The sequence below is a fragment of the Paraburkholderia sp. genome, from assembly GCF_028283785.1.
Lineage (GTDB): Bacteria > Pseudomonadota > Gammaproteobacteria > Burkholderiales > Burkholderiaceae > Paraburkholderia.
Genome location: NZ_JAPWKB010000005.1, coordinates 745,105 through 757,329 on the forward strand (window position 1 = coordinate 745,105; position 12,225 = coordinate 757,329).

Genomic DNA, 12,225 nt, shown 5'->3' on the forward strand with positions numbered 1-12,225 from the left:
GTAGCGACGCACGACGCGCCATCGGCTGGCACGCCGGCGACATCATGCAACGGAGACTCACGATGAAGCGGTTCCGTATCAGCAGTGCGACCAGTATCGTCCTAGTGATGCTGTGCATCATGTACTTCATCACCTATCTTGATCGCGTCAACGTCAGTACAGCGGCGGCCGGATTCGGCAAGGAATTCCATCTTTCGCATACGCAAATCGGACTCGTGTTTTCCGCTTTTGCCTATCCGTATCTGATTTTTCAAATTATTGGCGGCTGGGTCAGCGACCGGTTCGGCGCGAAGCGCACGCTGATCGTATGCGGAGCGATCTGGGCCGTTGCGACCTTGCTGACCGGCTTCGCGGGCGGCCTGTTCTCGCTGCTCGCCGCGCGGGTGTTGCTCGGTTTCGGCGAAGGCGCGACGTTCCCCGCTGCGACCGCCGCCATGTCGCGCTGGGTCGCCAAAGAACAGCGTGGTTTTGCGCAAGGCATCACGCACGCGGCGTCGCGGATCGGCAATGCCGTTGCGCCAGGCGTGATCGTGCTGGTGATGGCGACCTGGGGCTGGCGCGAATCGTTTTATATCTGCGGCGTGCTCAGCCTTGTCTGGGTCGGCATCTGGTCGCTGACCTTCACTGAAAATCCGAAGGACCATCCGCGCATTACCCGCGAAGAACTCGAATCGCTGCCCACGCCGAAGCCCAAAGTCGCGAACGTGCCGTGGAAGCCGCTGTTCCGCCGGATGTGGCCGGTCACGATCGTCTACTTCTGTTATGGCTGGACGTTGTGGCTGTTTCTCAGCTGGATTCCGCAATACTTTTTGCACAGCTATCACCTCGAATTGCAGAAGTCCGCGATGTTCGCGTCCGTGGTTTTCTTTGCCGGCGTGATCGGCGATACGTTGGGCGGCATTGTCACGGATCGCATTTTCACGCGCACTCGCAGCCTGAAACGCGCACGTAGCTGGATGGTGTCGGTGTGCATGGCGTTCTGCCTCGCATCGCTGATTCCGTTGATGTTCACGCACAATCTCTATCTGTCGATGGCCTGCCTCGCGTCCGGCTTCTTCTTCGCCGAAATGACGATCGGCCCGATGTGGGCGATACCGATGGACATCGCGCCGGAATACTCGGGCACCGCGAGCGGCATGATGAACACCGGCTCGGCGGCGGCGGCGATCGTGTCGCCGGTGGTCGGCGGGTTCCTGATCGATTACTTCGGTAGCTGGGAGTTGCCGTTCGTCGGCAGCATGATCCTGATGGCCATTGGCGTCGTGCTCGCGTTTCGCATGCAACCCGAAAGCAAGTTCGCTCTCGACGAGACGCCGGACGCCGCCGCCGCGCCGAGTTTTCGCGCATAAACTCTCGCGCGCATCGGCGAGCGTCCGGATGGCGGCGCCGTTGCGCATCGCCATTCCGCCTGTTCATCCGCTTTTTCGCTGATTGATCTATGACCGACACCGTTAGCGCCACTTCCGAACTGAGCCGCCGTCTGGTTGACGCACAACGCACGAACCAGTTGCTCGACACATTGCCGCCCGAACAGATTCCCGCAGACGGCGACGCGGCCTACGCGATCCAGCATGAAATCCTGACGATGTCCGGCGCGCAGATCGGCGGCTGGAAGATCGGCGCGAAATCGGCTGATGGTCCGATCCAGGGCGCGCCGTTGCCTGCGAGCGGCGTTCACGCGGACGGCGTCAGCTTGCCGCGCAACGTGTTCTCGCCGCTGGGTCTCGAACTGGAGATCGCGTTCCGCTTCGGCCGACGCTTCGAGCCATCGAGCGAGCCTTATCTGGAAGCCGACGTGTTTGCCGGGATCGATGCGATCGGCGCGACCATCGAGATCGTCGCGAGCCGCTATGCCGCATGGCCTGACGTCGACAAACGCGCGCAACTCGCGGATCTGCAAAACCACGGTGCGCTGATCTGCGGCGAGTTCACACCGTATCGCAGCGAGTTTCCGTTCGTCGCACCGGCGTTGCGTTTCAGCTTCGACGGCCGTGACATCACTCCGACCGAACCCAGCGGCCGTGGGACCAATCCTGCCGGCGATCCACGCCGCTTGTTGACCTGGTTCGTGAACCATTGCACGCAGTATTGCGGCATCGCCGTGACGCCCGATCTGATCGTGACGGCCGGTTCCTACACCGGCATGTTTTTCCCGCAGACTGCCGGCACGGCCAGCGGCCGGATTGAAGGCCTCGCGCCCGTCAGCGTGACGCTGTTCTAGCACTTCGAAGGTGGACGAGATGGCGAATGCAGCGAGTGGTTCGGCGATGCTGGTCAAACCGATCCATCTGGTGCCGTCCGGCGCGCGACTCGCGACGCCGCTCGCGCAGCGATTGCGTCGGGAAATACGCGGCGACGTGTTGTTCGATGCGGCGAGTCGCGGACGTTATGCGACCGATGCGTCGATCTATCAAATCACGCCGATCGGCGTCGTCGTGCCGCGCGACCAGGATGATTTGCGCATTGCGCTGGAGGTTGCACGCAGCGAGCGCGTGCCGTTGCTCGCGCGCGGCGCGGGCACCAGCCAGTGTGGGCAGACGGTCGGCGACGCATTGATCGTCGATACGAGCAAATGGCTGAACAACATCGTGTCGTTCGATCCGGTCGCGCAGACCGTAACGGTCGAACCCGGCGTCGTGCTCGATCACCTGAACGCGTGGCTGAAAGCGCACGGCCTGTGGTTTCCTGTCGATGTCTCGACGGCGGCGCAGTGCACGATCGGCGGGATGGCGGGCAACAATTCGTGCGGCTCGCGGTCGATCGAATACGGCAACATGGTTCACAACGTCGACGCGATCGATGCGACGCTTGCGGACGGCACCGAAGCGCGCTTCGGCTCGCTGGTCACCGCGAATGCGTTGCCGGGTTCGAATCAGCGGCTGACCGATATCGTCGATGGCGTAAAGCGCATTGCGCTTCGCGAGCGCGACCAGATCATCGAACGCGTTCCGAAAGTCTTGCGGCGCGTCGCCGGTTACAACATCGATCTATTCGATTGTCAGAATCCGCGCGCGTATACCGACGACGGCAGCGCGAATCTCGCGCATCTGCTGGTTGGGTCGGAAGGGACGCTGGCGTTTAGCCGTCAGTTGACACTGAAGCTCGCGCCGCTGCCCGCGCATAAGACCTTGGGCGTCGTCAACTTTCCGACCTTCTGGCAGGCGATGGATCTGACGCAGCACATCGTCAAGCTAAAGCCGGTGGCGGTGGAACTGGTCGATCGCACGATGATCGATCTCGCGATCGGCAATCCCGCATTCAAACCGGTGATCGAGAAAGCGCTGGTCGGCACGCCGCAGGCGATTCTTCTGGTCGAGTTCGCCGGCGACAACCGCTACGCGACGCTCGGCGCGCTCAAGCAACTGAGTGAACTGATGGCGGATCTCGGCTTGCCGGATTCCGTCGTCGAAATGCCGGATGCGAACGAGCAGAAAGCGTTGTGGGAAGTGCGGAAGGCCGGTCTGAATATCATGATGAGCATGAAGGGCGACGGGAAACCGGTGTCCTTCATCGAAGATTGCGCGGTGCCGCTCGAACATCTGGCCGAGTACACCAGCCAACTCACCGAGGTGTTTCATCGACACGGCACCGAGGGCACCTGGTACGCGCACGCCAGTGTCGGCACGCTGCACGTTCGGCCGATTCTGGATATGCGTCGCGACGGCGCGCAAAAAATGCGCGCGATTGCCGAAGAAGCGGCTGCGCTCGTTCGGCAATACAAAGGCGCGTATTCGGGCGAACATGGTGACGGATTGTGTCGCGGCGAGTGGGTTGCGTGGCAGTACGGGCCGCGGCTGAATCAGGCGTTCAGTGAGATCAAGGCATTGTTCGATCCGGACAATCGCTTCAACCCTGACAAGATCGTGCGGCCACCGAAGATGGACGACACGCGCAACTTCCGGTTTGCGCCGGGCTATCGGGAGCGCGCGGTCGAAACGTCGCTCGACTGGTCGGCATGGAATGTCGAGCGCGATCCGTTGACGGGTCTCGAAACCGTGCCGGGTTCGGGTAACGATCTGAGCGGCGGTCTCGCGAAAGCCGTCGAAATGTGCAACAACAACGGGCATTGCCGGAAGTTCGACGCAGGGACGATGTGCCCGAGTTATCGGGTGACGAAAGACGAACAACACGTCACGCGAGGGCGCGCGAACACATTGCGGCTGGCGATCTCCGGTCAACTCGGCGACGAAGGCCTCGCCAGCGACGACGTGAAAAACACGCTGGATCTATGCGTGTCGTGCAAGGGCTGCAAACGCGATTGCCCGACCGGCGTTGACATGGCGAAGTTCAAGATCGAAGCGCGGGCGGCGCGCGTGAAAAAGCACGGCTTGCGGATGCGTGACCGTTTGGTGGCCTACATGCCGCGCTACGCCGCCATCGTGGAACGGGTGCCGGGATGGCGTGGCCTCGCCGCGTGGGTCGACAGCACGCCGATGGTGTCCGCGTGGTTCAAACGCGCAGTCGGATTCGCGCCGCAGCGATCGTTGCCGCGATTCGACAAGCCGTTTTTGTCCGGCGTCAGACAGCCGGAGAGCGGCTCGGGATTGAGCGCCAGTGCGAACGCCAGGCACGTGCTGCTGTTTGTCGATACCTTCAACAACAATATGGAGCCCGAGAACGCGCGTGCCGCGCAGCGGGTGCTCGAAGCGGCCGGTTACACCGTGCATTTCAATACGCGTTCGGGCGAGCGACCGGTCTGTTGCGGACGGACTTTCCTCGCCGCCGGTCTCGTGGACGAAGCGAAGCACGAGGCGCGGCGGATGCTGGCGTTTTTCAAACCGTTTGTAGATAACGGTGTGCCGATTGTGGGCCTGGAGCCGTCGTGTCTGTTGTACGTTGCGCGACGAGTTTTTGCAATACGGCTTCGGCGACGACGCGTTGCGTGTGTCGAAGCAGACATTTCTGTTCGAAGAGTTTCTGGTGCGCGAGGAAAAGGCCGGTCGTCTGACACTCGCATTGAAACCGTTGAAGACGCAAAAAGCGCTGGTTCACGGGCACTGTCATCAAAAGGCGTTCGACGCGTTCAAACCGGTGCAAACCGTGCTCGGATGGATTCCGGATTTGCAGGTCACGACGATCGAATCGTCGTGTTGCGGGATGGCGGGGAGTTTCGGCTACGAAGCCGAGCACTACGCAACCTCGCAAGCGATGGCGGAATTGTCGTTGCTGCCCGCCGTGCGCAAAGCGGACGACACAACGATTACGGTGGCCGACGGGACGAGTTGCCGACATCAGATTCACGATGGCGCGGCCGTTGAAGCGCTGCATGTCGCACGGGTTTTGGCGCAGGCTTTGTAGGAATTCGGCGTGGCTAATGTCAGGCATGCGACGACCTACTCGCTGAAGTAAGTGGTCGAGCGGGCGATGACGCGATTCGTGCCGCTCGAACAGTCGCACATCACGATATCGCCGTCGCAAACGCCGCGCGCATTGCCGAATCCAAGACCATGCGCGGTACCGAAAATCGGACCATTTTTGCCGCAATGTCCGCACGATGCCCGGTCCATATGGCGGGCGAGCGGTTGGCCATCGTCGAGCATCGACATGTCACCGGCAAGAACGACGCCGCCCGTTGTGGTTCGATTCCCTTTGATCGCGAGCATTTTCATCATTCAGGCGCGGTCGCGCGCGGCTTTTAGCAAGGTCAGGCGAGTGCGTCCGTCAGGCATGAAATGCGTGCCGAATCGCACCAACCCGGCGCGATAAAGTTGGCAGTCCAGCGTGAATGTCAGCAACATGCCCGGTTCAGTGGCCTCGATGACGATATCGATCGATTTGATGCGAGGTTCGTACTTCAGCAATGTCATCTCGATCTCGCGTCGCAATTGATGGGCGGACGACGGCAAATGCCGATAAATCTCCGACAGGTCGCCGAGCCCGTAGTCGGGCACATGCGCAAGCCCGCACCGACGGCTGTTCAAAATGCGTTGCAGATTGTCCTGCACGGACAGAAACATCTGCGTAGCCGCATCGAAACTATCGATCGACGCGCCGTTTGCAAAATGGCCGGTGATGGCTTCGAACAGACCCGGACCGTAGTCGGCGTCATCGGAAAAAGGCGAGTGATGCATACAGGCCTCGCGGTTCATTTGACGCACTCCATGCAGCGAAAACCGCGCTCGGATGGGTGACGCGAAGCGACCGGAACTGCACGTGGAGAACCGGTGCGTGGCGACTCGCGTAACCAGTTCCGGCAATCAGGTTGTTGAAACCTTCGCAATGCATCGATCACGCGCGTTCGTTCCAGCTATCCGCGTGGATGATGTTGCCGTCCTTGTACGACCACGTGATTTTTTCGTAGCGCAGTTCGATCTCTTCGAGATGGTTGTGCCGGTCGTAGGCGGGGTTCTTGATATCGAGCATCCGCGGCTTGACGGCGACCACCTTGACGTTGTCGAGCCGCGTGTTGAAGTACTCCTTCTCCTTTCCGGCATCGTCGATCCGGTACCACCGAATTTCCACCGACTGTAGCGTCTGGCCGCTCGTCACCGCTTTGTACAGATACGGCGTGGACGCGTCGGTCTCTTTGGTGAACGTGATCGGTTTGTGCACGCGCGCGCCCGTCAGTTTGCCGGTGTTGGCATCGGTCGGGATGCTCACGCCGTGATCCAGCGCAATGACTTCGACGCTGCCCTCGCGTCCGTTCACTGTGACCGAACCTTTGATGTCGGCGCCGCCGTCGTCCTTGATCCACATATAAGCCGGAATTGCCATGCTGATGCTCCTTGAAAGCGCTGCTTACTCGAATGAGCAGGGCGACGGGCCCTGCGAAATAGTGGCTACGTTGACGCTGGACGTTCCGTCGAGTCCGACGCGGCAGTCGGGTACGAGCGTGATCTCGACCCGACGGTTTTCAGCGCGACCCGCGACTGTGTTGTTGGATGCTTTCGGACGTGTGTCCCCGTAACCCTGAATGGCGAACCGTGCCGACTCGATTCCAGCGGACTGGACGAGCCAGTTCCGCACCGCTTCTGCGCGTGTCGTGGACAGCGCCAGATTGGCGACGGGGTCGCCGGTGGTGTCGCTGTGACCGGCGATCACAACGCGCTTGCCGGGATGGGTGTCGATCAGACGCAATACCTCGATGAGACCGCGCGCGGAACCCGGATTCAACGTTGCGCTGCCGGGCGCGAATAACAATGGACTGTCGAGTTCGATCGTCGACATTTGCGCTTCCGGCGGTTGGTAGTTTGCGATTGCCGCATGGAGCGGCGGCAGCAAGGCTGCGCCGCGATAAAAGCCCATGCCGAGCCGTGGCGGCACGCCCGACACCGCATACCGTTCGAGTTCGTCGCGATCACGCTGGACGGCACGAAGCGCATCGGCACGCGTCGTGGGTGGAAGCGCAGGGAGCGTATCGATGCGCCGGATATGACGCGTGATCTGATCGACGAGCGCGCGATTCTGTATCGCGGAAGCCGCCGATGCCGCGCAGAGGAACGCGGCAAGCAACGCGAGCGCATGACCGGTTGCACGCGCCCCAATGCGCGGCGGCGCTTGAAGCGGGATGCCGTCGAGCAGGTGCTGCGGTAGTGGTAGCGATAACGGCAGCGGCAGCGGCTGCGCGTGCGGTGAATGCATTTTGGCTTGGCGGGTTTGGTGTAGCCCCGTGGTGGTTCTGACGAACTGCGCGAACGCGGACGTTAGTGGCGGTGACTCGTTTATCAGTGTGACGCTGAATGCGTGAAGCAAGACGGAAGGCTGAGTGTTTCCGTGCGCCGGTCGCAGCAGGATCGGGAGCACGGAATCACGGCTCCATCGCGTAAGCGCGTCGAGAAATGCCGCCTGCAAACCGTAGTGTGCAAAGTGTGCTGCGATCGATGACGGCAGCATGTCGAGCCGAAGCGGAACGTCACCGCCGATGCTCGCCGACGACCGCTCGACTGACGCAAATGGACCCGCCTGCGCGACTCGCATCGCAACACACACCGGCACCGTATAGCCGAGCGCGCGATTGGTTTCGCGGATGGCCGAGTGCCAGTGTTGCAGCGATGCTTGCAACGTCTCGGGACTCGCATCGGCATCGATCGCGCAGACGATCGCGTCCGGTCCGCAGCCGTTGCGCCATCGCCGAAGCGCGTCTGCGAGGTGCGCCAGACGGGCAGGGTGGTCATATCGAATCCAGATCGCGTGATGGGTGGCCGTGGCCGATGCCGTGCCGAACATCGCCTCTGGCAGCGGCGAGGCGTTATCGCTTCCACCGGCGATACGCTCGCCCGTGCCATCGCCGACGACGATTACCATCGGCGTGTTTCTACGGTCTGCCGCAGGAATGGCGTCGAGCGTCTTTGAGATAGCTGGCAACACTTTCAACGATGCGCGTTCACCGGCGCGAATGGCCCGGGTCGCGCAAACCCATGCAAGCGATATGGCGAACACAGTCAACAGCGCGGCGACGACGTTCCACCCGCTCGTCCAGGGCGACCACCCTCCAAGCCATGCCAACGCGAGCAGCGTGATCCAGAGCAATTGCGTTCGATAGGGATATCGGGTCATACGCACCTTTGCTCAATGCGCCACGGAGATCACGTGTGCGATCTGCTCTAACTGAGCGATTTGCGCGTCTAGCCATAATTCGAGCGCGCAATAGATGAGCAGCGAGACGATGCTCGCAATCGCGACCCATCCTGCCAGCGTCGGATCGAACCACTTTCGATGTTGCGACTTTTGCGTGACCAGCCACGGCGTGCCACGGACGCTGTGATGCGCGTTTTCAGCGATTGGTTCGATGCCGAGACGGCTTTGGATCGCGTGCATCAGGGCAATGCGCGGCGCGGGTCCATCGAGAGCGAACCTACCTTTGAACCCGAGCGCGAGCACAGCGGAAAAGATCGCGAGCAGCGGCTCGACAGGCCGCGATGCAGCGACGCGTCGCTCGATACGCGCGATGAGTTCTTCTCCCGCGTTATGTGTTTGAAAATGCAAAACCTGCAACGGCTCGTGCTCCCACGCGGCGCGGTCGAACTCTGTCAGATGTTGAAGCGCTGCTTCGTCGAGCAATGCACATTGGGCGTAGGCCGCGTCTTCGATCACGTCGGGCGGATGTCCGGCCGCTGCCAACTCGCGACGAAGGCGAACGATCTGGTCGTCGCATTGCTGTCGGAACGTGTCGAAATCAGCGGGCGATGCGCTCGTCGCGAGGCTGGCGACGGTCAGCGCGGTGTCGCGGAGCGCCAACGGAAGCTCGACCGGTTCCGCTCCGCGTCGCGAGCGAGTAGGCGACTCAGTCGCCTTGCGATTCCACCACGGAAGGCGCGGCATCATTCCGGCAGCACCGCGTAAAGTTCCAGCGACGCATCGACAATCGACGCCGGCACGTAGATCTGACAAGCTCGCGCCGCGACCATCCGTGTGAAGGCGGCATGCGTGTTATCCAGCGCGAAGAAGTGGTCTTCGACCCGAACCGGGATAGCCGCCGGCAATCGAGGATGTGCGCGCAGTGGAATACCGGGTAGCGCGGAATTGACGATTTGTTCGACGTCGTCGGGCGCGCCCGCTTTGCACAGTCGCGGCAATTGGTCGGCCAACGTTTGCGCCGTTACCGATGCCCGGACCGACAGATAGAAGTCCGCACCTTCCGCGAGGCGTTCGTCGTTGATGAGACCCAGCCACATCGTCGGCCGCACACGTTCGAGCGCGACGGGTACGACGCGGGACGGAATCACGGTGTCGAGTAACGTCCTGATCAACGTTTCCAACGCCGCGAACACAGGTCCCGGCGATACGTGATCGTAGGCGGGGATGGACTGAAGCGTTTCCGTCGTTGAGAAAGTCAGCAGGGAGCCGGCCAGCCGCGAGAGCGCTCGGTACAAGTGATCGGGGTGCTGGTCCGGCGCGTTGCATAAGTGCGCTAACTCCGGCCATGCGCTATTGACGCTGTGCAACAACCAGAACAAGGAGACGTCCGACACCGCGTAGTCGGCGATCTGGTCGGCCCGCTCGCGTCGGCGCGCGGCAAGGCTTGTGCTCTTTGCGCCAAGAATGCTCGTGAGACGGTCCATCTGGGCGATCAGCGTTTCACTGGCCGAGAGCAACAGGCACGGTGGCACGAACTCCGGATCGACCTCGAAGCGTCCTTGAACGTTGCGGGCCAATCGCGCAATCGGGCATGTCACGAAAGCGTTCAAGTCTTCAAACTCAAATAGCAGCATGAGCGCATGTCGTTCGACGCTAAGTTCTTCTTCGCCTTCCCCGAGCAGATCGGTCACCTTCGAATATTCCCGGACAAAGCGCCGCGGCCGCGTTGGCGAGTCGTCCGGTTCCGCGCAATTGCCGCCTTGTGCGTCCATCAGCGGCAAGCCGATATGCACGATTAGCGAGTCAGCAATGTGTGCCGCGCTGGACATATCGCGCGCGGGCGGGAGACGGTCGGCGACGCGAGCGTCGATTGGCGTGCCGTCTGCGAAAACCATCGCCAGGTCGAGCAGTTGAAGACGCCCGATTGATAGCGACGACAAGTCGAAACTCACCCGACTGATTCCCCAAGGCTCCGAACTCCCGATTCGCGCAATAGGGTCGCGTGCAAACCGCTCCCAGAGCGATTGCTGTTGAAAGTGTTGGGGCGTCATGAAAATGCCCTGTGCCCATAGCGGCTTCGAAATTTTCATGGTGTCGGCGTTTAGGACGGTTGGAGATTCACGGATGAAAGTGACGGATAGGTGTTAGCTCTTCGCTTTAGGCATTTGCGACACCAGCGACAGGTTGACGTCCATTCCTTCCACCTGAAAATGCGGCACCACGAACAGCTTGATTCGAAAAAATCCGGGGTTGTCATTGATGTCTTCAACCGTGACCTTTGCTTCGCGCAACGGATGCGATGCCTGGAGATCATCACCAGGATCGGTCATCTCCGTGACCAGCGACTTGATCCAGCCGTTCAACTCAAGTTCGAGCAGCCGACGATCTTTCGTCATGCCGATGTTTTCGCGCTGAATCAACTTTAGATAGTGAGCAACACGTGAAAGCAAAAATATGTACGGCAGCCTTGCGTTGATCCGACTGTTCGCGCTCGCTTCTTTCGTGTCGAACATCACTGGTTTTTGGGCCGAATGCGCGGAGAAGAAGCACGCGTAATCGTGATTCTTGTAGTAGGACAGCGGTATGAATCCCAGATTGGCAAACTCGAATTCACGCGTTTCGGGGATCAGCACTTCGGTCGGAATCTTTGCCTGATTGCCGGTACCAAGGTCGTACAGATGGATTGGCATGTCTTCGACGAGACCGCCCGCCTGCGGTCCGCGAATCTGGACGCACCAACCATTGCGAATAAAGCTCTGGACGATGTTCACCGCGAACGCAAACGACGCATTCGCCCATAAATAGCGGCTGTGGTCCGGACCTTTGACGGCTTCGACGTAGTTGAAGCTGCGCACGGGCGTGGTCTCCGGCCCGTACGGAAGGCGCGCCAGAAAGCGCGGCAACGTCAGGCCGATGTAGCGGGCATCGTCCGTATTGCGGAAAGACTTCCATTTCAGGTATTCGGCACGGTCGAAGTAGTTGCCGATGTCCCGGATGCTCGCGACTTCCTCCATCGTTTCCTTGCCAAAAAACGCAGGCGACACAGCGCCAATAAAGGGCATATGCGCTGCCGCCGATACCTTGGCGAGATTGCGTAGCAGCGCGATGTCTTGCGGACCTCGATCGAACCAGAAATTCGAAATGATTGCGCCGATGGGTTGACCGCCCGGCGTGTCGTATTCCTGAATATAGGTGTGGTGATAAAGACCGCTTTGAATGAGTTCGGGCGCGTCGTCGAAGTCTTGTCGCAATGCGTCTTTAGAAACGTCGAGCACCTCTATTCTCACGTTCTGACGGAAATCGGTGCGATCGACAAGGAATTTCAGTCCGCGCCACGCCGATTCAATCTGTTGAAAAGTCTCGTGATGCATGATTGCGTCGAGCTGACGACTAATCTGCTGGTCGAGCCGATCAATATGAAAGTCGAGCAGGCTTTTATCGAGTCGATCCACCGGCTGCGATGATTCACCAATCATCTTTAGAAACACGTTCATTGCTTGAGTCACGCGTTCGCTGAATGATGACTCCGCGAGCGCATCGATACTCTGAAATGACGCGACAGGCCGTGCGACCGTAACAGGTGTCAGGTTAATTTTTGCGCATAAAGATTCATAGACACTGTGTGGCGGAGAATCGACAAGCATCGTGTCACTCTCGAATGAATCATCAATGTGCATTTCACTATTAGTCATTAAGCTGGCATCCGGT

General features: G+C 60.3%; 9 protein-coding genes and 1 pseudogene. 3 read left to right on the top strand and 7 right to left on the bottom strand.

Going from position 1 to position 12,225, the window contains the following annotated elements; translation table 11 throughout:
- Nucleotides 1–62 precede the first annotated feature (62 nt).
- From PW947_RS07365 to PW947_RS07375, 3 genes and pseudogenes are all read left to right on the top strand, one after another.
- Nucleotides 63–1,349 carry an MFS transporter gene (locus PW947_RS07365; RefSeq protein ID WP_299630464.1) on the top strand — a complete coding sequence of 429 codons (1,287 nt, stop codon included), beginning with the start codon at nucleotides 63–65 and terminating at the stop codon, nucleotides 1,347–1,349.
- A gap of 89 nt (nucleotides 1,350–1,438) precedes the next feature.
- Complete coding sequence (locus tag PW947_RS07370; protein ID WP_299630466.1) at nucleotides 1,439–2,221, top strand: 2-keto-4-pentenoate hydratase; 783 nt, start codon at nucleotides 1,439–1,441, stop codon at nucleotides 2,219–2,221.
- 19 nt (nucleotides 2,222–2,240) lie between these two features.
- Nucleotides 2,241–5,298 (top strand): annotated as a pseudogene (locus PW947_RS07375) (FAD-linked oxidase C-terminal domain-containing protein).
- Nucleotides 5,299–5,333: 35 nt separating this feature from the next.
- Here the strand turns inward: PW947_RS07375 and PW947_RS07380 are convergent.
- From PW947_RS07380 to tssC, 7 genes are all read right to left on the bottom strand, one after another.
- Nucleotides 5,334–5,612 (bottom strand): PAAR domain-containing protein, encoded by a 279-nt coding sequence (locus PW947_RS07380; protein WP_299630467.1) that lies wholly within the window; start codon nucleotides 5,610–5,612, stop codon nucleotides 5,334–5,336.
- The gene (tssE, locus tag PW947_RS07385; RefSeq protein ID WP_299630468.1) at nucleotides 5,613–6,089 is read right to left on the bottom strand and encodes a type VI secretion system baseplate subunit TssE; all 477 of its coding nucleotides are present in this window, start codon (nucleotides 6,087–6,089) and stop codon (nucleotides 5,613–5,615) included.
- Between the two features lie 139 nt (nucleotides 6,090–6,228).
- Nucleotides 6,229–6,714: an Hcp family type VI secretion system effector gene (locus tag PW947_RS07390; RefSeq protein WP_299630469.1), complete on the bottom strand. Its 486-nt coding sequence runs from the start codon at nucleotides 6,712–6,714 to the stop codon at nucleotides 6,229–6,231.
- 24 nt (nucleotides 6,715–6,738) lie between these two features.
- Nucleotides 6,739–8,244, bottom strand: a complete 1,506-nt coding sequence (locus PW947_RS07395; RefSeq protein WP_299630470.1) for an OmpA family protein — start codon at nucleotides 8,242–8,244, stop codon at nucleotides 6,739–6,741.
- A 264-nt stretch (nucleotides 8,245–8,508) separates the two neighbouring features.
- Nucleotides 8,509–9,264, bottom strand: a complete 756-nt coding sequence (locus tag PW947_RS07400) for a DotU family type IV/VI secretion system protein (RefSeq protein WP_366146098.1) — start codon at nucleotides 9,262–9,264, stop codon at nucleotides 8,509–8,511.
- Nucleotides 9,261–10,607: a type VI secretion system baseplate subunit TssK gene (gene tssK, locus PW947_RS07405; protein WP_299630473.1), complete on the bottom strand. Its 1,347-nt coding sequence runs from the start codon at nucleotides 10,605–10,607 to the stop codon at nucleotides 9,261–9,263. The genes PW947_RS07400 and tssK overlap by 4 nt, the downstream gene beginning before the upstream one ends.
- 54 nt (nucleotides 10,608–10,661) lie before the next feature.
- Nucleotides 10,662–12,209 (bottom strand): type VI secretion system contractile sheath large subunit, encoded by a 1,548-nt coding sequence (tssC, locus tag PW947_RS07410; RefSeq protein ID WP_299630474.1) that lies wholly within the window; start codon nucleotides 12,207–12,209, stop codon nucleotides 10,662–10,664.
- Between the last annotated feature and the right edge of the window lie 16 nt (nucleotides 12,210–12,225).

What these genes read in the sequence shown, in the direction of transcription:
- PW947_RS07365 (WP_299630464.1), top strand. Translation starts at nt 63, where the DNA reads ATGAAGCGGTTCCGTATCAGCAGTGCGACCAGTATCGTCCTAGTGATG.
- PW947_RS07370 (WP_299630466.1), top strand. Translation starts at nt 1,439, where the DNA reads ATGACCGACACCGTTAGCGCCACTTCCGAACTGAGCCGCCGTCTGGTT.
- PW947_RS07380 (WP_299630467.1), bottom strand. Translation starts at nt 5,612, where the DNA reads ATGATGAAAATGCTCGCGATCAAAGGGAATCGAACCACAACGGGCGGC.
- tssE (WP_299630468.1), bottom strand. Translation starts at nt 6,089, where the DNA reads ATGAACCGCGAGGCCTGTATGCATCACTCGCCTTTTTCCGATGACGCC.
- PW947_RS07390 (WP_299630469.1), bottom strand. Translation starts at nt 6,714, where the DNA reads ATGGCAATTCCGGCTTATATGTGGATCAAGGACGACGGCGGCGCCGAC.
- PW947_RS07395 (WP_299630470.1), bottom strand. Translation starts at nt 8,244, where the DNA reads ATGGTAATCGTCGTCGGCGATGGCACGGGCGAGCGTATCGCCGGTGGA.
- PW947_RS07400 (WP_366146098.1), bottom strand. Translation starts at nt 9,264, where the DNA reads ATGATGCCGCGCCTTCCGTGGTGGAATCGCAAGGCGACTGAGTCGCCT.
- tssK (WP_299630473.1), bottom strand. Translation starts at nt 10,607, where the DNA reads ATGAAAATTTCGAAGCCGCTATGGGCACAGGGCATTTTCATGACGCCC.
- tssC (WP_299630474.1), bottom strand. Translation starts at nt 12,209, where the DNA reads ATGACTAATAGTGAAATGCACATTGATGATTCATTCGAGAGTGACACG.